Raw genomic sequence first — 19594 nt, forward strand, 5'->3', positions numbered from 1 at the left:
TGCATCCTCCAGCGACTGGAGGTTCAAGGGGGAATTCCATGCGCCACAGCATTGGCGAGCTGACGCGGCGAACGGGCGTGAAGGCCACCACCATCCGCTGGTACGAGGCGGAAGGGCTGTTGCCGCCGCCCGCCCGGAGCGAGGGCGGCCACCGCCTGTATGACGAGGACCATCTGCGCCGCCTCGGCTTCATCCGCCACGCGCGGGAGCTGGGCTTCGCCATGCCGGCGATCCGCGCCCTGCTGGGCCTCGCCGGACGCCCGCGGGATGATTGCGCCGCCATCCATGCCCTGGCCACCGACCAGATCGCGGCCATCGATTCCCGCCTGCGCCGGTTGCAGGCGCTGCGGGCCGAACTGGTGGAAATGGCGGATGCCTGTCAAGGCGGACCCGCCGGCGCGTGCCGCATCCTGGAAACCCTGGCCGATTTCGACCACGGCCATTGCCACCATCACGAGCACGGCGTGGCGGAAGGAAACATCGCCCCGCCGCGCGGAGCCGGCTGACAGGCGGAAGGCGGGGTCAGGCCAGTTCCCGCAGGTGCAGCGCCCCGGCCGGCAGTGCCGCCCGCGCCACCTCCGCCAGATGGCGGTGGTGCGTCAGCAGGATCACCTGCGCGGTGTCGCTGAACCGGCACAGGGCGCGGAAGGCCGCGGCCGCCCGCCGGTCATCGAAGCTTTGCAGGATGTCATCGCCCAGGAAAGGCAGGGGCGTCGCCGCCGCGGCGTGGTCCTCGATCGCGACCATCCGCAAGGCCAGGAACAACTGGTCCCGCGTGCCCTCCGACAGGGCCTCCACCCCGGCCTCCTCCCCTTCCGGCTCGGCACGGCGGACCAGCAGATGCGCGACGCCCTTTTCATCTTCCCGCGCCAGCAGGGAAGGATAGGCGCCATCGGTCAGCCCGGCGAAGATGGCGCCGATGCGGCGCAGCAGCGCATCGTCCCCAGCCTCCTGCACTTTCGCCATGGCATTGTTCAGCATGGAGCGCGAGGCCTGCAGCAGCACCGCCTCCTCCAGCAGGTGGCCGAGCCGGGCGAGTGCCGCCTGCTCATCCGCGGCCGCCTCGCGCGCCGTGCCGTCGCGGCTGAGGCTTTGCATCTCGGCCTCGGCCCTGGCGCGGTCCCGGGCGGCTTCCTCGGCGGCGCGCTGCGCCGCTTCCCCGGCCTGCCGGGCCTTGGCCAGCGCAGGCTCCATCGCTTCCGGCGGATGCGCCGCCTGTTCCTCCCGCAGTGCCGGGAGCGGCAGGCCGTCGCCGCCTTCCCCGATCTCGGCCAGCGCCGCGTCCCGCGCCTCCTGCCGTGCCGCCCGCTCGGCCGACAGGGCAAGTCGGTGCAGCGCCGTTTCGGCGTCGATGGCGCCGGCTTCGGCCACCGCATCGCGCAGCAGGCCGGCCTGGGCATCGGCTTCGCGCCGCAGGGCGGCGGCGGAGCGGGCGGCCTTGTCCGCTTCCTGCAACAACGCTTCCCGGCGCGATTGCAGCGCCTGCTCGGCCTGGAGGCGCTCGCCCAGTTTGCGGGCGGCCGCCACCGGATCGGCGGGGTCCGGCTCGCCCAGCTCGGCGCATAGCGCGCGGCATCCTGCCGCGAACTCCGCCTGTTCCGCGTCCAGCGCCCGTCGCTGCGCTTCCATTGTCCGGGCCTGCTGCACCAGCGGACCCAGCCGGCCCAGGAGCTCCAGCGCCGCGGCGCTGTCCTGCGGCGCCTCATCGGCCGGGCGGCCCAGCGCCGCCAGGACGGCCTGCCATTCGGATCGCCAGGCCAGCAGTTTCTGGCGCCAGGCTGCCGCCGCCTGCTCCGCTTCCGCCAGGGCGCGGCGGCTTTCGGCCAGGCTGCCGCCATGCAGGGCGCGGTCCGTGTCGGCCGCGCGGCTGGCGCGCAGGGCTGCCTCGGCCCGGTCCAGCAGCACCGGAAGGGGCGCGATGTTCTCGCCCAGCGCGGCGGCGAGGCGGCTGGCCCAGGCTTGTTGCCGTTCTTCCCGTTCCATCGCGGCGGCACGCTGCCGATCCAGAACTTCCGCCGCGTCCAGCGCCATGTCCCGGGCGTCCAGCGCCAGGCGCAGCGCGTCCGGCGCGGTGGCGGGATCGAGGCCCAGCGGCCGCAGGGCCGCGCCCCAGGCCCGCCGGGCGGCTTCCGCATCCGCCCGCGCCGTGTCCCGTTGCTGCGCGGCCAGGGAATGCTCCGCTTCCTGCCGGCGCAGCGCGGCGGCCAGCAATTCGGCATCACGGAGCCGGCTGGCCTCGGCGAAGCGCTGGTCGGCGACCCGGTCGGCTTCGGCCACCAGGGCGGCGAAGGCCATGGCCTCGGCTTCCCCGGCCCCGGGCCGGCGCAGCCGCAGCCAGCTTTCCTGGCGCCGGTGGCGAATGGCCGCCAGGGCGGCGGCATCCGGCAGGGCGCCATGGGCTTCCAGCGCCGCCCGCCGCGCCTGGCTTTCGGCCAGGGCGGAGCCGGCGCGCGCCTCGGCGGCGGCGGCGTCCCGCAGGGCCGCCTCGGCTTCCGCCAGTCCGGCGCCGAGGCGGAACAGGGTGTCGGCGGGCGGCACCGGCAGGGCGCGCAGCGCCGTGGCCTCGCGCCAGGCCGGCGGCAGGCGGGCGGCGCGGGTGGCCCAGGCCGCTTCCGCCTCGGCCACGGCACGGTGGTCGCGGGCCAGCAGCGCGGCCGGGTCTCCCTCCGCCCGGATCGCGCCGGCCAGCGCTTCCAGAGCCATGGCATCGCGCGGCGGCGGCAGGGCGGCGAGGGCGGCTTCGGCTTCGCGCAGCCGCAGGCGGTGGCGTTCCAGTTCGCGCGGCGCCCCGGCTTCCGCATCGGCCAGCGGCGCGTATTCGCGCAACAATCGCCAAGCCTTTTCCAGCAGGGCGGGGGCGGGCAAGGCTTCGGCGGCCCGGGCCGCGCTCATGCCCAGGCCAAGGCCGCGCAGCGCTTCCTCGATGCGGCGATCAAGCTCGCCTTGTTCCGCCAGCAGGGCGGGGCGCCGGGCGCGGTTGCTTTCGGCGGCACCGGCGGCCTCGCGCAGCGCGGCGATCCGCGCCGCCCGTTCCAGCCATGCGGAACCGGGCGCCAGCGCGGCGGCCTCGGCGCGGAGGTGCTGGTGCTGGCGCTCGGCTTCCCCGGCGCTGCGGGCTGCCTGGGCGGATTGCTCGCGCGCCGCATGCAGCCGCGCGCCGAGGCCGGCGGGCAGGAGCGGCGCCTCCGGATGGGCGGCCAGCCAGGCCTCGGCCATGTCCAGCCGGCGCAGCGCGGGCGCCAGGCGGCGCGCCCGTTCCAGCCGGCGCTGCGCCGCCGCCGCCCCGGCCGCGGCGGCGCGGGCGGCTTCCAGCCGTTCGGTGGCCTCGGCCAGATGGCGTTCGCGCTCGCGCCATTGCGCCGGGCGCAGCAAGGATTGCCGCAGCGCCGTTTGGCTGGATTTCAGCTGGTCCAGCGCCTCGTAGAAGGGCCGCTGCGCGGATTTGCGGAGCGGTGCCAGCCGGTCGCGCGCGCCGGCCAGTTCCTGCCCCAGCGTTTGTGCCTGGCGCAAGCCGCCCGCCGCCTGCAGCAAGGCTTCCGCCAGATCGCCGCCGGATGCCAGGAGCCCGGCGCCCCCCTGCCTCAGCAGCGACGTGTCCAGGGCGAAAAGCCGCTCCAGCAGGGCCCGGTCGGCGCCGCCGAGAAGGCCGGGCAACAGGGTCGGATCCAGTGGCGCGTCATCCGCGCCAAGCAGCGTGCCCGTGCGGCCCTTGCGGCGGGTGAAGGCGAAGCGCGAGCCGTCGGGCGAAAGGCCCTCGGCGCTGATCTGCATGCTGGCATAGCCATGGCGGAAGCCCATCGGCGTTTGCCCGCCAATGCCGAACAGCAGGTCGCCCAAGGCCCCGCGCAGCACCGACTTGCCGGTGCCGTTGGGGGCCAGCACCAGATTGACGCGGCCCGGCCGCGCATCGAGATCCAGGGTGACATCGGTGAAGGGGCCGTAATGCCGCAGGCCGAGGCGGGTCAGGCGCATCTCAGCCCTCCGCCAGCCGGGCCAGGATCAGGTCCCGCGCGCGGGCCAGCCATTCGGGGCCAAGCTGCCCTTCCGCCGCCTGCACCGCCGGGTGGTCGGGCCCCAGCGCCTCCCGCAGGCCGGGGGCGCGGTCGAGCAGCTGGCGGGCATAATCGGCGAGGTCGGGCAGTTCGGTGGCCTGCGGGGCGGCCAGGGCGTCCAGCAGGCGTCCGACCGCGTCGTTCCGTGCCAAGGCCGGGGCGGCCGGGCGCGTGTTGAGGCGCACCCCCTCGATCCAGAAATCCTCCTCCGCCACCGCTTCCAGCGCGGCGGCGCGCAGCCGGCCCAGCGTGTCGGCGCGGTTGCGCGACAGGGTGGCATGCGCGGCGGTGGGGCCGGAAAGCTCCAGGCGCAGCGCCAGCAGGCGTCCCTCGGCCGCGCCCGCCGCCTCGCCCATGGCCCGCAGCACGCGGTTCAGCACCGCTTCCTCATCGGCCGCACCGCTGCAATCCACCACGATCCGCTGCCAGCGCACCACGTCCAGGGTGCGGTGCTCCACCGCGACGACGCGGTTGTCGCGCACCGTGACCAGGCTGGCGCCCTTGGCGCCGGCTTCGTTGATGTGGCGGCCCTGGAGGTTGCCGGGAAACACGATCCAGGGGTCGCGCAGCACTTCCTCCCGCGTGTGGATGTGGCCCAGCGCCCAGTAGTCATAGCCATGCCGCGCCAGTTGCTCGACCGTGCAGGGCGCGTAGGAGGCATGGCCTGGGCGGCCTGTGGCGGCGGTGTGCAGCAGGGCCAGGTTGAACAGCCCCGGGCGCGGCGCCGGGTAGTTCATGGCGATGTTGTCGGTCACGTCGCGGCTGGCGAAGCTTTGCCCGTGCAGCACCACGCCATGCTCCTCCAGCACCAGGGATTCGGGGCGGCGGGTGGACAGCAGGGTGGCGCCATCCGGCAGGCGCAGGTCGCGGGTGATCTGGCTTTCGGCGTCATGGTTGCCGCGGATCGCGACGACGCGGATGCCGGCGCGGGTCAGCTTCGCCAGGCTGGCGACCAGGGCTTGGCCGGTGCGGAAATCGGACCAGTCGCCATCGTAAAGGTCGCCGGCGATCACCACGAAATCCACCTTCTCCCCCAGGGCGACGTCCACCAGGGCGGCCAGCGCCTCCCGGCTGGCGCCGCGGATGCGGGCGGCGGGGGCGGACAGGTCGGCGTCGAGGCCGCGCAAGGGGCTGTCCAGATGCAGGTCGGCGGCGTGGAGGAAACGGAAGCTGGGCAAGGGAGCGATGCGTGCCTTGGAAACAGCGGCTCAGGCGGGAACCCGGCCAGGCTGCGGGAGAAGCGAGGGGATCAGCCGGCGGGGCGCGTCCGGCGATCAGCCGGCGGGGCGCCGGGCCAGCGCGAGGCCGAGGCCCAGCGCGATCATCGCGCCACCGGAGGCTTCTCGCAGGCGCCGGATCAGGGTTGGGCGCGCGGCCGCGCCATCGCGGATGCGGCTCGCCGCGAAGGCCACCGCGATGTCGGCCAGGGTGTTGAGCGCGACGGACACGAAGCCCAGCACAATGAATTGCAGGGCGATGCCGCCCTGGGCCGGGTCCACGAATTGCGGGATGAAGGCCAGGAAGAAGGCGGCCGTCTTCGGGTTCAGCGCTTCAACCAGAACCCCCTCGCGGAAGGCCCGCCGCACGCCCATCGGCGGCGTGGCAGGGCCGCCTTCCACGGTGTTCGCCGCATCCTGGCGGGCGGCGCGAAAGGTGCGGAAGCCGATCCACACCAGATAAGTGGCCCCCAGCAGCTTCAGCGCGGTGAAAAGTTCCGCGCTCGCCAGCACAATGGCGGAAACGCCCAGGCTGCCCGCCAGAACATGGACCATGCCGCCCAGCCCGGTGCCGAAGCTGGACGCCATGCCTTCCGCGCGGCCACCGGCAAGGGTGCGCGCCGCGACATAGAAGATGCCCGGACCGGGCGTGACGGCGAGCAGCAGGGCCGCGGCGACGTAGAAGGCAAGCTGGATCGGGTCGGGCATGATCACGAGCCCTAGCAGGATTGGGCGCCGGCTGCACAGCGGGCCATGCGCTTTCCTGCTTTTCCGGCTGTTCCCGGACAGGTTCTTCCGCGCAGCGCGCGGCCGGAAGGCATCCGGCCGGCCACGCGCTGCGCTCCGTGCCGGCCCTCAGCCGAAGGCGGGGTTTCCGTGAGGATAGTAATTCCCGAGCGTGACGTGCTCGTAGCGCAGCCCGTCCAGCCGCACCGTGCCCAGGAAGGGCTGATCCGGCTCCACCAGCAGGATCTCCCTGGCGAAGCCGTTGTCGTCGAAGCCGCGGCGGAAATGCACGCGCGACTTGATGGCGATGACATCAAAGGTTGCGGGGTCGATGCCCATGTCGCGCAGGGTGTGGAGCTCGATGATCTGGGTCAGGAAGGGTGTCAGCACCAGCAGGTTGCCTTCACCGAACTCGATGCTGATGCAGGTCTGGGTGGAGGCGCGGCGGGGGCCCTCGACCACCTGCCGGACCCGGCCCTGGATGCGCACCGGCTCGCCCGAGGATTCGTCGGCCAGCCCGCCCACCGCCATGTCGAAGGGATCGCCGGCCTTGATGCCGCCCGCCAGCAGCTTCTCCACCGCGCCGGCATCGGCCAGCGTGGCGACCAGCGTGTTCTTCAGGCCCTGGTCGAGAATGGCGCGCAGCAGCCAGGTGGCATAGCCGGAGCGATCGCTGTGGTCGCACAGCACCACGGGCGTCCTGCCCTCGGCCACCGCCTCGGCGGCGCGCGACACGCCCTGGTCGATGCGCCAGATCTTCGCGGCGTTCAGCAGCGCCTCCCGCTGGCGCCAGGCGAAGCCCGCCATGTCGTCGGCGACGGCGCGGGCGAGGTCCGGCCGGTTGTCCGTGATCACCTGGAAGCACATGCCGACATCGGGCACGTCGGACCAGGGGAAGCCGAAGAACACGTTCACGTAGACATCCGGCTCCCGCGCCTCCCACACCAGGGCGCGCTGCACCAGCGCGGCCCAGGGGGAGTTGCCGCCCGTCCATTGCAGCACGGTGGGCGAGATGATCGGCACCTTCACCGTCACATGGCTCGGCCGGAAATCGCCGCGGATGGCGCGCACCAGCATGCGGGCCGCGCGCTGCCCCTGCAGATGGGCGTCGTAATGCGGGTAGTACTTCACGGTGAACGCCATGTCGGCGTGGCGGAGGAATTCCTCGTCCTCATTGCCATGCGGATCGAAGGTGGCGGTGATCAGCGCCTTCGGCCCCACCGCCTCCCGCACGCGGCGGGCGATCTCGGCCTCGGGGCGGGGCACGCCGCGCACGCCCATGGCGCCATGCAGGGACAGGTAGACGCCGTCGAAGGGGCCTTGCGCCCGCAGTTCCTCGACCATCCTGCCGACAAAGCGCTCAAAGGCCTGGGTGGTGATCCAGCCAGAGCCGGAGCCGCGCTTGGAGTCGAGCGGCGATTCGATGCCGACCAGCTCCACGCCGTCATATTCGCGCGCCACCTGGACGAAGCCGCCGATATAGCTGCCAGGCTCGGAGCCGAGCAGCGCTTCGCCCGAGGCGGGGGAGCCGGGGAAGACGAAATCATCCTCGGTGGTGTCGAAAGGCAGGAAAGTTACGGTCTCATGAGAGAATTTCAGCACCGCGATGCGCATGGTCCGTTTCCCCGAATTCATTCCGCTTCCGCTCCTTGATGGTCTTGAGGATTGCCGCGCAGACTAGGCCGGGGGCGGCCCGGCGCGAAGCCACAAGCCGGCCCGCAGGGAGGCTTTCCGATGCTGCATGTGATCGCCGAATTCACCGCGCGCCCCGGACAGGAGGAAGCATTGCGCCAGGCGCTGGAGGAGGTGCTGGCGCCGACCCGCGCCGAGGATGGCTGCCACGAATACACGCTGCTGGGCGATGCCGCACGGCCGGGGCATCTGATCCTGCGGGAAACATGGCGCGACGACGCGGCGCTGGATGCGCATTTCGGACAGCCGCACATGAAGCGGCTCATCGCGCGCTTCGATGCGTTGCTGGCGGCGCCGCCCGCCATCCACCGCCTGCGGGAACTTGGTTGAAGGTGCGCCCCTTCAGCGCGGTCGGCGCAGCGCCAGCGCGAAGGCGCAGAAGCCGATCATCGCGGCGCCGAACAGCACCACCGCCGAGGCCAGGGCCGGATCGTCGCCCACGCCTGCCAGGGAGGCGCACAGCGCGCCCACCGCCATCTGGCTGCAGCCATACAGGCCGGAGGCCGAGCCGATCACCTGCGGATTGACGCTGACGGCCTGGGTCAGCGCCAGGGGGCTGGCCAGCCCGATGCCCAGCGTGAACAGCAGCGGCCCGATCAGGACGGTGGTGAGGCTCATCCAACCGCCCAGCACCACCGCGAGATAGAACAACGCCCCAAGCACGCCGGTCGCGCTGGCGCCCAGGATCAGCGGCCGGAAGCCGAAGCGCGCCACCATGCGGTTGGCCATGAGGTTGCCGAAGGCGGTGCCGCCCACCAGCAGAATGTAGCAGAACCCCACCTCATGCACCGGCCGCCCGAGCTGTTGCACCAGGATGAAGGGCAGGGCCGCCAGAAAGGCATACCAGGAGGTGGTGGCGCAGCCGCCGCCGATGGCGAAGCCGAGGAAGCGCGGCGAGCGCAGCAGCCCGGCATAATCGGAGATCAGCGCCGCGGCGCCGCGGCCATGGCCGCGCGCCCGGGTTTCCGGCAGGCGCCACAGCACCAGCGCCATGGTGACCGCGCCCAGCCCCGCCAGCAGCGCGAAGATCGACCGCCAGCCGACCCATTCCGACAAGGCTGTGCCGATCAGCGGGGCGATCCCCGGCCCTACCGAGACCACCATGCTCAGCGCCGCCAGGCGGGACGCCGCTTCCCGGGTCTCCGCCGTGTCGCGCACGATGGCGCGGCCGAGTGCCAGCCCGGCGCAGCCGCCCAGCGCCTGGAACAGCCGCGCGGCGATCAGCGAGATGGCATCCGGCGCCAGTGCCGCGACGAGGCCGGCCAGGGTGTAAAGGCCGAGCCCGCCCAGCAGCACCGGGCGCCGGCCCCATTGGTCGGATAAGGGGCCGTAAACCAGCTGCCCCAGGGCGAGCCCCAGGATGTAAAGGCTGATGGCGAGCTGCGCCGTGCCATTGCCGACGCCCAGCTCCTGCGCGGCCTGGGGCAGGGCCGGAACGAAGATGTGGATGCCCAGGGTGCCGGAGGTGGTGACCAGCACCAGAAGCCAGAGCGGCGGACGTTTCACAAAAGGGGATGGCATGGGCGCAGTGTCCGATGGTGCGGCGCACAAGTCATCCCCCTCCGCCTTTATCGGCGCGGAGGAAGCGGGCTCAGCTTCGTTCCAGGATCTCGATCCGCACCCCGTCCGGCGCCTTGAAGAAGGCGATGCGGATGCCGGGCTTGGGGCTGGTCGGCTCCAGGGTGAACTCGACGCCCTTGGCCTTCAGCTCGGCGGCGACCGCGTCGATGTCCTTCACCGCCAGGCCGAGATGCTCCAGCCCCTGGAAGGGCGGCGGCGGCACGGTGGCGGTGCCGGGCGGCACGCGCTCGATGAACAGCTTCAGCCCGGCCAGGTCCACCACGACGCGCAGGGAATCGGGGCCTTCCAGCCGGTCCGCCACGGTGGCCTGCAGCATCTCCACGTAGAAGCGCGCCGCCGCATCCGGGTCGGGCGAGCGGAGATGGATGTGGTCAACCGTGAAGCGGGACATCGGGCGTTCCTTGCGCGCAGGGGGCGTTCTGTGAGCGCGGGCGGTTCAGTTGGGGCGGTTCCGCAACTGCTCCGCCTGCGCATAGAACTTCTTTTCCCATTCCTTGTGGTTGTCCAGCCCTTCGCGGATGAAGGGGGTGAACACCGCGAGGTTGAGCAGCAGCCAGTTGACCAGCCGGGCCGGGAAGCGCAGCGGCTTCACGAAATCCACGAACAGCACGACCCGGGTCTGGTCGGTGTGGTTCCAGGCCTCATGGTCATAGGCGTCGTCGAAGATCAGCGCCTTGCCTTCCTGCCAATGGCAGACCTGCTTGTCGACGCGGATCGCCAGGCGGTCGCTTTGCTCCGGCACGATCAGGCCGAGATGCAGCCGCAGCACGCCATTATAGGGGCCGCGATGCGCCGGCAGGTGCTTGCCCGGCTCGAAAATGGAGAACATCGCCGTCTTCAGGCCGGGGATCTTCTGCACGATCCGCCAGGTTTCCGGGCAGCGCTTGATGTTCTCGGCCGAGGACAGGCCGTAGCCGGCCAGGAAGAAGGTCTTCCAGGCGCTGTCCTTGCTGATGGTCTGCACATCGGTGGAAATGTCGTGGAAGCTCGGCAGCTCGCTCTGCCGCACCAGCACCTGTTCCAGCTCCTTGCGGATCAGGTGCCATTCCCGCTCGACCTCGGCGGCCCAGGGAAAGGTCGCGTTGTCATAGACGGGCGGGTTGCCGACCGCCGAGTGCTTCAGGTTCAGCTTCTCGGCCCAGGCGACAACGGACATGAAGAAGCGGGTGATCGCGCTGGGCCGTTCCAGCGGCGCCATGTCGGTGGTGCCGAAGGTCTGCTGGGGCGCGTCGGTTCCGCCGGGTGGGGTGGCGCCGTGATGCAAGAAACTGGTCTCCCCGTCAGGATTGGGCCGTTGAACCGGTGTTCCTGTGCCCATGGCGGCGGCAGGTCAAGCGGAGACGCCGCGCCATGGCCGCACCGAAGCGTCATATTGCGAAGGATTCGCAAGGCCGCAAGGGTTGCCCGCCGCCTCTGAACAGTCAGCTTCATTGACCTATCAGAACGTGGGCGCATGGGTGGAATGTGCAGTCGCCAAGGGTTAAACTGTTAGGCTATTGCGATACTGACGGCAGACACGCAACAATCCTGCGAGAAGGGGCGCCATGACCTCCCAGAACGAAACGCCGATCAGCGTGACGCGCACCCAGCGACCGGGCCCGCGCCCGGATGACGCGACCCTGGCCTTCGGCAAGGTCTTCACCGACCACATGTTCCTGATGGATTACGAGGAAGGAAAGGGCTGGCACGATCCGCGCGTGGTGCCCTACGAGCCGCTGGTCATGGACCCCGCCACCTCGGTGCTGCATTACGGCCAGGCGGTGTTCGACGGGCTGAAGGCGTTCCGCGGCAAGGACGGCCAGATCCGCCTGTTCCGCGCCCAGCGCCATGCCGAGCGGCTGAACAAATCCTGCCGGGCGCTCTGCATCCCCGAGATGGATGTGGACCTGATCCGCCGCTCCTTCGAGGCGATCGTCGCGGCCGACCATGAATGGGTGCCGCGCACCCGTGGCACCTCGCTCTACATCCGCCCCACCGTGATCGCGCGGGACGTGATGCTGGGCGTGCACCCGGCGCATCGCTACACCTATTTCGTGATCTGCTCGCCGGTTGGCGCCTATTACAAGGAAGGCGTGAAGCCGGTCCGCATCCTGGCCACCGACACCCATGTGCGCGCCGTGCAGGGGGGCTTGGGGGAGGCCAAGACGGCCGCCAACTACGCCGCCTCCCTGTCCGCCCAGCAGGAGGCGGAGCGCGCCGGCTACACCCAGGTGCTTTGGCTGGACGGCGTCGAGCGGAAATACATCGACGAGGTCGGCACCATGAACATCATGATGCAGATCGGCGAGGAGGTGATCACCCCGCCGCTGGCCGGCACCATCCTCGATGGCGTCACGCGCAATTCCATCCTGCAGTTGTTGCGCGACTGGGGGCACACCGTGTCCGAGCGCCGCGTCTCGATCGACGAGGTGATGCAGGCCGGGCGCGACGGCACGCTGCGCGAGATGTGGGGCACCGGCACCGCCGCCGTCGTCTCCCCGGTGGGTGAGCTGGGCTACAAGGGCGAGAAGATCTCGATCGGCAATGGCCACACCGGCATCCTGACCCAGAAGCTGTATGACAGCATCGTGGGCATCCAGTATGGCGAGGCGGCCGACCCGCATGGCTGGACCAGCGTGGTGAAGGCGCCGGTCACGGCCTGAAGGCCCGAAGGGGGCAGAAGCGCCGCGGCGTTTCTGCCCTTTTCACCGCTGCCGCCTCCGCGCGGCCCTGTTCAGTCTTTCAGCCGGGCGGGATTGCCGACCGCAATGGCGCCGGGCGGCACATCGCGTGTCACCACGCTGCCGGCGCCGATCACGGCGTGGTCGCCGATGGTGACGCCCGGCAGGATGATGGCGCCGCTGCCGATCCAGACATTGGAGCCGATGGTCACCGGCCGGCCGAATTCCAGGAGCTGCGCCCGCAGCGCCGGGTCGCGCGGGTGATCGGCGGTCAGGATCTGCACCGCGGAGCCGATCTGCGTCTTCTCGCCGATCGTCACCTTCACCACGTCGAGCACGACGCAGTTGAAGTTCATGAACGAGCCGGCGCCGATGCTGATGTTGTAGCCATAATCGCAGAAGAAGGGCGGCCGGATGTTCACCCCGGCTCCGACGGCTCCGAAGGCTTCCACCAGCATGGCATGCCGCTCATCGGGCGGCACGGCCAGCGCCGCGTTGTAGCGCGCCATCCATTCGGAGATGCGCCTGTTGTCGGCGGCGAGTTCCGGGCAGTCGGCGACATAAAGCTCCCCGGCGAGCATTCTTTCCTTTTGGGTGCGCTGGTCCATCTGGCCTCCTCACTGGTTTCGCGTCAGGCCCTTGCGGCCCCGTCGCCACGGCTCCCGCCCGGGGAGGGGGAAAACCGTGGAGGAATCCTGTCCGGACCCGCTGCCCTCAGAACAACGGCTTCACCAGATTGGCCGCCAGCAGCCCTTCCGCCTTGCGGAGATCAACCGGCGTCGAAAGGTGGAACCAGGCGCCGTCATGCACCAGGCCGAACAGGCGCTCCGCCTCGATGGCGCGGTCCCACAGGATGTTGGTGCTGAAGGCACCTTCGGGCGCATCCTCGAACAGGCGCGGGTGGATGATCTGCACGCCGGCATACATGTAGGGCACGACCTCGCGCTCGCGCGGGCGCAGCAGACGGCCCATCGGGTCCATGCGGAAATCGCCGCGCCCGACCTCGCCCTCGACCGAGGCGGCGCGCATCACCAGCAGCAGCGCGTCCATGCTCTCGGGATCGAAGCGCGTGGCCAGGTTTTCCAGCGCCGGGTTCGGGCCGTCGAGCCAGAAGGCGTCGCCATTCACCACCAGAAAGGGATCGGGGCCGAGCAGGGGCAGGGCGTTGCGCACGCCACCGCCTGTTTCCAGGATGGTGTCTTCCCGCAGCACCTGGGGCGGCCGGGCGCGGGCGGCGCAGGCTGCCTCCACCTGGTCGGGGAACCAATGGGCGTTGACCACGGTGTTGCCGATGCCAGCGGCGTCGATGCGGTCCAGCGCGTGGTCCAGCAGGGAGCGTCCGGCCAGCTTCAGCAGCGGCTTCGGCGTCGCCTCGGTCAGCGGCCGCATGCGGGTGCCGAGCCCGGCGGCCAGAACCATGGCGGAATGAAGGGTGATCACGCGGGCAGGTCCTCCGGGGCAGGGTCCGGGTTGCGCCGCAGGTCGGGCGGCACATGGCGGTCGAGGAAGGTGGCCAGGGGCCGGGTGGAGGGATGCCGCAGGGCGCGGTCCAGCAGGGCCCAGCAGCGCGGGCCGTGCTTCAGGTAGCCGGGCTTGTTGTCGCGCCGGTCCAGCCGCACCCACAGCGCGGCCACGCGCAGATGGCGCTGCGCCGCCTGGGCCGCGAAGGCGGCGAGAAAGGCGTCCGCGTCTAGTCCGGCGCGGCCATCCAGGTAGCGGTCGATGGCGGCCTGCCGCACCTCCGGCGCCACGTCGCGGCGGGCATCCTCCACCAGGCTGACCAGGTCATAGGCGGGATGCCCTTCTGCGGCGTCCTGGAAGTCGAGGATGCCGGTGCGGCGCGGCCCCGGCCGTCCGGGCAGGTCGATCAGGTTGGCCGGGAAGTAGTCGCGATGCACCAGGCAGCCGGCGCCCGCGAAGGGGGACAGCATGGCCTGCATCGCGGCGGCGAATTCCGCCCGGACGGCGTCATCCGGCCTGGCTCCGAAGGTGGCGGGCCACCACCATTCCAGAAAGGTCAGCCCCGCCGTCTCGGCCATGCGGGGCGCTTCCCAACGCGGCAGGCCGGGCGGCGGCGGCGCGGCGTGCAGCGCCGCGAGCGCCTCGGCTGCGGCTTCGTAAAGGGGGCGCGGATCGGCGCCGGCATCCAGCAGCCGCGCATGGGTGTCGGGGCCGAGATCCTCCACCAGCAGCAGGCCACGCGGCAGGTCCTCGGCCAGCACGGCCGGGGCGGAAAGGCCGATGCCGGCGATGTGCCGCGCCAGGCGAAGAAAGGGAACCAGATCCTCCTCCGGCGTCACCCCGACCCTGGGCGCATCGGTGCAATCCATCAGCAGCGCCGAGCGTGGCCCGCCGGTGAGCCGGGTGTAGCGGCGGTGGCCGGCATCCTGCGGCAGCGGGGTTCGCGCGGCCGCGCCATAGCCATGCGCGGCGAGAAAGGAATCGACGGGGGTCATGCTGCGGCAGGAGGTGCCGCAGGCGCCGCCGCTTGCCAAGCACCGATTGCGCGGTGCAGCAGATTTCACAGGCGGCCGCGCATCGCAGGCGGCAGCCTATTCCGCGGGCACGGCCCTGGCGGCGAGGGCGCTGCCGCGCGCGCTGCCCATGCACAACAGCGACAGGGCCAGGATGGCGGCCACCAGCGGCAGCACCCAATGCGCCAGCCCGGCATCCATCAGCAGGCCAAACACCGGGGTCAGCGTGCCGCCCAACGGCAGCCCGGCGGAGATGAAGCCGAACACCTTGCCGATCTCCCCCGGCGGCGCCGCGTCCTTCACCATCACGTCGCGCGGCGTGCGGCTGGCGCCCAGGGAAAGCCCCGCCGCCAGCGCCAGCATGATGGCCGTCGCGCCCGACATCGGCAGCGCGCCCAGCAGCAGGATCAGGACAATGGCCGTGAGCGTGAGGGAAATCACGAACAGCGCGTGGCGGCTGTAGCGATCGGCGAACCAGCCGCCCACCAGGACGCCCAGCGTCGAGCCGACGAGGTAGCCGGTCAGCGCCATGGAGCCGAGCGCGACCGGAATGCCCCAGAGCTGGTCCAGCACCGTGATCAGGAAGGCCTGCATCCCCGACCCGGCCATGGCGGACAGCAGGAAGAAGGCGAAGAACAGCAGCATGGTGCGGCTGAACAGCACCGAGGCGCCGCCCCCCTTGCGTTCCCGCGCCTTGGGCTGGTCCATCAGGATGCGGCTTTGCAGCAGGATGGCGCCGATCACAGGAATGCCGAGAAGGCCAACCAGCAGGAGCGACTCACGCCAGCCGATGACGGTGGACAGCAGGGCGATGGTGGGCGGCGCCAGGGCGAAGCCCAGATTGCCCGTCACGGTGTGCCAGGCGAAGGCGCGGCCCATCCGGGCCTTGTCGATGCTGCCGGCCAGGATGGCGTAGTCGGCCGGGTGGATCACGCTGTTGCCGATGCCCGACAGCACGGCGAGAACAAGGATCGCCCAATAGCTGGGGGCGAAGGCCATGGCCGAGATCGACAACGCCATGATCAGCGTGCCGCCGACCAGATAGGGCCGCGCCCCGTGCCGGTCCACCAGGAAGCCGACCGGCGTTTGCAGCAGCGCCGTCACCGCGCTCATCAGCGCCACGGACAAGCCGAGCGCGGCATAGGACACGCCGAATTCCTCGCGCCATGCGGGAAACAGCGGTGCCAGGCAGAGCATGTAGAAATGCGACAGGAAATGCCCGGTGCCGATCAGCCCGATGATGCGCCAGTCGCGGCTGGGGCGGGCAGGGGCAGCGGCTGCGGTGCCGTCAGGGGGCATGGCGTTCCTCGGGTCACTTCTTCTTGCAGGCGGAAGGAACCCAAGGCTGCTCGCGGCCGGCAGCACTGTCAAACAGCGCGGGCGCCGGACTGCCATGCCGGAAAGCGGTGAAGCGGGAAAGCCGCGGCCCGGCGGGAACAAGCCCGCCGGGCCACGGGCAGATCAGATGTCCTCGTCGTCGGCGAAGCCCGAATCATCGGCGAAGCCGCCATCATCGGCATAGCCGGCATTGTCGGCATAAGCGTCGCTGCCGCCCTGATCCCCGGCGCCGCCCGGATCGGTCCAGGGGCTGGCGGCGCCGACCGCTTCCTCGCCAAAGGCGCCGGCCTCGTTCATGGCGCCCGTGGCTGCCTCGGCCGCGCCGCCGGAGAACATGTTCATCAGCATGTTGCCCATCACCATGCCGCCGGCCACGCCGGCCGCGGTGGTGAGCGCCGAGCCGAGGAAGCCGGAGCCGCGGCCCTGCTGCATCATGCCGGGATTCATGCCCTGGGGCGGCATCACCGGCTGCGGGCGCGGCGTCATCGGCATGGGCCGCTGCTGCTGCTGGCCGCCGCCGAACATGCCACCGAACAGGCCGCCGCCGCGCTGCGGCTGGGCCTGTGCCTGGCGCTGCGCGTTCTCCAGCTGCCATTCCAGGTCCTGGATGCGGTTCTGCGCCTGCACCAGGGCGTGTTCCTGCACAAACGCCGTCTGCGTCAGGCGGTAGCGCGCCTCAGGGTAGCGGGCAAACAGATCGCCGATCAGACGGTCCGCTTCCGGGTCCACCGGCGGCAGGGGCGGGTTGGACTGGGTGGCCGGCACGCTGCTGCCGCCCCAGGGTGAGGCGGCCTGCTGGCCCGAAACCCCGGCGATGCGCTCCACGAAGGCGGAGATGATGCGGCGTTCTTCTTCGGTCATGTCCGTTCCCCAAAGGGGCCTTTCCAGACGGTGGCGTTATCCCGCGCGGGACCGACCGGCCCCGCGCGCGTTTCCGGAATTGGACCGCGCCAGGGTGGCTTTCAAGATCAAAATTACAGAATGGACATCTTTTGGGACTATCCGCCCCAATGTCCCGCCTCAGGCGCCGGCCGAAAGCCCCAGGCGCGGCCATTCGATGGCGGGGCAGCGATCCATCACCGCGACCAGCCCGGCCGCGCGGGCCCGCGCCGCGGCGGCTTCATCGATCACCCCGAGCTGGGTCCAGATCGCCTTGGCGCCGAGCCGGATCGCCTCGTCGATCACCTTGCCCGCTTCCTCGGAGCGGCGGAAGATGTCCACCAGATCCAGCGGCCCGGCTTCCTCCAGGGAAGCGGCCACGGTGGCGCCATGCAGCTTCTGCCCGGCCAGGCCGGGATTGACCGGCGTGACGTCGAAGCCCCGGCTGACCAGGAAGCCGGTCACCCCGTTCGACGGGCGCAGGGGATTGGCCGAGGCGCCCACCACGGCGACCCGGCGGGTGTTCAGCAGCAGGCGGCGGATGGCGTCGTCATCCAGGCCATCAATGGTCATTCCGGTTCTCCTTCGGTCTTCGCGCTGGCAGTGCGGGATGCGCGGGGTTTTCCGCCCGGCGCGGGGCGGGGGAAACTGCCGCCGGACCCACGGGCATCGTCCACCTTCCGCGGCCGGGCATCCAGCGCCCTTCCATCCAGCCCGTGGCCAGGCCGGGTCCGGGAAACGCCGGGAAGGCGGCAGGGTTCCCGGCGCGGCTTGTGTTGCAGCCATGGCGGAACAATTTGGAGCGTCATGCAGATCCCCTTCCTGAACCGTCCCCCCGTCGTGGCGGTGGTGCGGCTGTCCGGCGTCATCGCCGCGCGCGGCGGCCTGGGCCCGGCGCCGGCCGGCCTCAACATCGACGGCATCGGCCCGGTGCTAGAGCGCGCCTTCGCCCTGAAAAGGCTGGCCGGCGTGGTGCTGGCGATCAACTCGCCCGGCGGCTCCCCGGTGCAATCCAGCCTGATCGCGGGGCGCATCCGCCAGCTGGCCGACAAGAACAAGGTGCCGGTGATCGCCTGCTGCGAGGACGCGGCGGCCTCGGGCGGCTATTGGCTGGCCTGCGCGGCGGATGAGGTGATCGCCGATCCGTCCTCCATTGTCGGCTCGATCGGCGTCATCTCGGCCGGCTTCGGTGTGGAAGGGCTGGCGGCCAAGCTTGGCGTGGAACGCCGGCTGACCACGGCCGGCGGCCAGAAATCATTCCTGGACCCGTTCCGCCCGGTGGAACCCTGGCAGCAGGAGCGGCTGGAGGAATTGCTCGGCGCCCTGCATGCCGAGTTCAAGGGCTGGGTGCGCGATCGCCGGGGCAGCCGCCTGAAGGCGCCGGAGGAAGCGCTGTTCACCGGCCGCTTCTGGACGGGGCGGGAAGCGCTGGCCCTCGGCCTGGTGGACGGGCTGGGCGATGCGCGCGGCGAGATCCGCCGCCGCTTCGGCGAAAAGGCGCGCATCGTGCCGCTCGGCCAGCGCCGGCCGCCGCTGCCCTTGCGCCTGCTGCGCGGCGCCATGGCCGAGGGGCTGGCCGTGGCGGAGGAACGCATGGCCTGGGCGCGCCTGGGCCTGTAGGCGGCAGCGGCCCCGCTTGACACCGGGCTCCCGTCCGGTGGCAATCCCCGCGACACGCGCCACCGCAGCCAAAGGAAAACGCCGCATGGACCAGCACCAGCCCGAGCACAGCACGGCCGCCGCCGATCCCCGTCTGGACAAGCTGGCGGAAGTCGCGGTCCGGGTCGGCCTGGGTGGGCTGCATCCGGGCCAGGAACTGGTGATGACGGCCTCGGTCGAGGCGCTGCCGCTGGTCCGGCGCATCACCGCCGAGGCCTACAAGGCCGGCGCTTCCCAGGTCACCACCTTCTTCTCGGACGACGAATGCACGCTGGCGCGCTACCGCCACGCCGATGACAGCGTCTTCGACCATGCGCCCGCCTGGATGTTTGATGCGATGGCGGCGGCCTTCCGGAATGGCGCCGCGCGGCTGGCCATTGTGGGGGAGGACCCGAACCTGCTGGCGGGGCAAGACCCGGAGAAGGTGGCGCGCAGCAACCGCGCCCGCTCCAGGGCCTATCGCCCGGCGCTGGAGCTGATCACCGCCTCGGCCATCAACTGGACGCTGGTGCCCTTTGCCTCGGCCGCGTGGTCGCGGGCCGTGTTTCCCGAGCTGCCCGAGGCGGCGGCGCAGGCGAAGCTGTGGGACGCGCTGTACAGCAGCGCCCGCATCGACCGCCCCGACCCGCAGGCCGCCTGGGCCGAGCACAACGCCAGCCTGATGGCGCGCCGCAAGATGCTGACGGAAAGGCGCTTCCGCGCGCTGCGCTTCACCGGCCCGGGCACCGACCTCACCGTCGGGCTGGCGGACGGGCATGCCTGGATGGGCGGCATCTCCAAGGCGCGCAACGGCATCACCGGCAACCCCAACATCCCGACCGAGGAAGTGTTCACCACCCCGCACGCGGCGATGACCGAGGGCGTCGTCGCCGCCACCAAGCCACTGGCGCATGGCGGCACGCTGATCCGCGACATCCGCGTCCGCTTCGAGAAGGGCGGCATCGTGGAAGCCCATGCCAGCAGCGGCGAGGCGGTGCTGCAAAAGCTGATCGGCACCGATGAGGGCGCGCGGCGGCTGGGGGAGGTGGCGCTGGTGCCGCATTCCTCGCCGATCTCGCAAAGCGGGCTGTTGTTCTTCAACACCCTGTTCGACGAGAACGCGGCCAGCCACATCGCGCTCGGCCAGGCCTACAAGAAGTGCTTCACCGACGCCGAAAGCATGACCGACGCCGATTTCACCGCGCGCGGTGGCAATTCCTCGCTGATCCATGTGGACTGGATGATCGGCAGCGGACAGGTGGATGTGGACGGCATCGGCTTCGATGGCGCGGCCACCCCGGTGATGCGGCAGGGTGAGTGGGTCTGACGGCAGCGGG

The 19594-nt window shown here is 71.1% G+C and carries 17 protein-coding genes and 2 pseudogenes; 5 read left to right on the forward strand and 14 right to left on the reverse strand.

Translation table 11 applies throughout. From position 1 onward, the window contains the following. Nucleotides 1-38 precede the first annotated feature (38 nt). Entirely contained in the window at nt 39-506 is a 468-nt protein-coding gene (locus F0Q34_RS00655) for a MerR family transcriptional regulator (protein ID WP_149810216.1), read from the forward strand. A gap of 16 nt (nt 507-522) precedes the next feature. Here the strand turns inward: F0Q34_RS00655 and F0Q34_RS00660 are convergent, their stop codons facing one another. The 4 genes from F0Q34_RS00660 to F0Q34_RS00675 all read right to left on the reverse strand — a co-directional run bounded on the left by F0Q34_RS00660 (nt 523) and on the right by F0Q34_RS00675 (nt 7609). Next, nucleotides 523-3972: an AAA family ATPase gene (locus F0Q34_RS00660; RefSeq protein ID WP_149810217.1), complete on the reverse strand. Its 3450-nt coding sequence runs from the start codon at nt 3970-3972 to the stop codon at nt 523-525. 1 nt (nt 3973) lies between these two features. Beyond that, on the reverse strand, nt 3974-5230 hold the full coding sequence (locus F0Q34_RS00665; RefSeq protein ID WP_161600748.1) for a metallophosphoesterase family protein: 1257 nt from the start codon (nt 5228-5230) through the stop codon (nt 3974-3976). A 96-nt stretch (nt 5231-5326) separates the two neighbouring features. Then, nucleotides 5327-5977, reverse strand: a complete 651-nt coding sequence (locus tag F0Q34_RS00670) for a LysE family translocator (protein ID WP_149810219.1) — start codon at nt 5975-5977, stop codon at nt 5327-5329. A 147-nt stretch (nt 5978-6124) separates the two neighbouring features. After that, nucleotides 6125-7609: a M81 family metallopeptidase gene (locus F0Q34_RS00675; protein ID WP_149810220.1), complete on the reverse strand. Its 1485-nt coding sequence runs from the start codon at nt 7607-7609 to the stop codon at nt 6125-6127. Between the two features lie 120 nt (nt 7610-7729). Between F0Q34_RS00675 and F0Q34_RS00680 the strand changes: the two genes are divergently transcribed. Next, a complete protein-coding gene (locus F0Q34_RS00680) occupies nt 7730-8017 on the forward strand; it encodes a putative quinol monooxygenase (RefSeq protein WP_149810221.1) in 288 nt (95 codons plus the stop codon). Between the two features lie 12 nt (nt 8018-8029). On the opposite strand, the gene F0Q34_RS00685 is transcribed toward F0Q34_RS00680, so the two are convergent. The 3 genes from F0Q34_RS00685 to F0Q34_RS00695 form a co-directional block, all read right to left on the reverse strand. After that, nucleotides 8030-9208 (reverse strand): multidrug effflux MFS transporter, encoded by a 1179-nt coding sequence (locus tag F0Q34_RS00685; protein ID WP_149810222.1) that lies wholly within the window; start codon nt 9206-9208, stop codon nt 8030-8032. A gap of 70 nt (nt 9209-9278) precedes the next feature. After that, entirely contained in the window at nt 9279-9659 is a 381-nt protein-coding gene (locus tag F0Q34_RS00690; RefSeq protein ID WP_149810223.1) for a VOC family protein, read from the reverse strand. 45 nt (nt 9660-9704) lie between these two features. Beyond that, nucleotides 9705-10532: an ornithine lipid ester-linked acyl 2-hydroxylase OlsC gene (locus F0Q34_RS00695; protein WP_241665241.1), complete on the reverse strand. Its 828-nt coding sequence runs from the start codon at nt 10530-10532 to the stop codon at nt 9705-9707. Nucleotides 10533-10812: 280 nt separating this feature from the next. On the opposite strand from F0Q34_RS00695, the gene F0Q34_RS00700 reads away from it, so the two are divergent. Then, nucleotides 10813-11910, forward strand: coding sequence for a branched-chain amino acid aminotransferase (locus tag F0Q34_RS00700; RefSeq protein ID WP_149810225.1), 1098 nt, complete (start codon nt 10813-10815; stop codon nt 11908-11910). 80 nt (nt 11911-11990) lie between these two features. Here F0Q34_RS00700 and F0Q34_RS22605 read toward each other — a convergent pair. The 7 genes and pseudogenes from F0Q34_RS22605 to F0Q34_RS00730 form a co-directional block, all read right to left on the reverse strand. Further along, a pseudogene (locus tag F0Q34_RS22605) lies at nt 11991-12134 on the reverse strand (DapH/DapD/GlmU-related protein); the annotation flags it as partial. Between the two features lie 234 nt (nt 12135-12368). Next, nucleotides 12369-12536, reverse strand: a pseudogene (locus F0Q34_RS22610) (maltose acetyltransferase domain-containing protein); the annotation flags it as partial. Nucleotides 12537-12642: 106 nt separating this feature from the next. Beyond that, nucleotides 12643-13368: a nucleotidyltransferase family protein gene (locus F0Q34_RS00710; protein ID WP_241665242.1), complete on the reverse strand. Its 726-nt coding sequence runs from the start codon at nt 13366-13368 to the stop codon at nt 12643-12645. Next, on the reverse strand, nt 13365-14384 hold the full coding sequence (locus F0Q34_RS00715; RefSeq protein WP_149810227.1) for an aminoglycoside phosphotransferase family protein: 1020 nt from the start codon (nt 14382-14384) through the stop codon (nt 13365-13367). Before F0Q34_RS00715 ends, F0Q34_RS00710 begins: the two co-directional genes overlap by 4 nt. A gap of 96 nt (nt 14385-14480) precedes the next feature. Beyond that, nucleotides 14481-15701 carry an MFS transporter gene (locus F0Q34_RS00720; RefSeq protein ID WP_149810228.1) on the reverse strand — a complete coding sequence of 407 codons (1221 nt, stop codon included), beginning with the start codon at nt 15699-15701 and terminating at the stop codon, nt 14481-14483. Between the two features lie 162 nt (nt 15702-15863). Continuing rightward, nucleotides 15864-16601 carry a DUF2076 domain-containing protein gene (locus F0Q34_RS00725; protein WP_149810229.1) on the reverse strand — a complete coding sequence of 246 codons (738 nt, stop codon included), beginning with the start codon at nt 16599-16601 and terminating at the stop codon, nt 15864-15866. A 159-nt stretch (nt 16602-16760) separates the two neighbouring features. Then, on the reverse strand, nt 16761-17192 hold the full coding sequence (locus F0Q34_RS00730) for a CoA-binding protein (RefSeq protein ID WP_149810230.1): 432 nt from the start codon (nt 17190-17192) through the stop codon (nt 16761-16763). A 234-nt stretch (nt 17193-17426) separates the two neighbouring features. On the opposite strand from F0Q34_RS00730, the gene F0Q34_RS00735 reads away from it, so the two are divergent. Together F0Q34_RS00735 and F0Q34_RS00740 are read left to right on the forward strand one after the other, a co-directional pair. After that, a complete protein-coding gene (locus tag F0Q34_RS00735; protein WP_149810231.1) occupies nt 17427-18239 on the forward strand; it encodes a S49 family peptidase in 813 nt (270 codons plus the stop codon). Between the two features lie 85 nt (nt 18240-18324). Beyond that, a complete protein-coding gene (locus tag F0Q34_RS00740) occupies nt 18325-19584 on the forward strand; it encodes an aminopeptidase (RefSeq protein WP_149810232.1) in 1260 nt (419 codons plus the stop codon). Nucleotides 19585-19594: the final 10 nt, after the last annotated feature.

The sequence above is a fragment of the Teichococcus oryzae genome (genome assembly GCF_008386565.1).
GTDB classification, from domain to species: Bacteria; Pseudomonadota; Alphaproteobacteria; order Acetobacterales; family Acetobacteraceae; genus Pseudoroseomonas; species Pseudoroseomonas oryzae.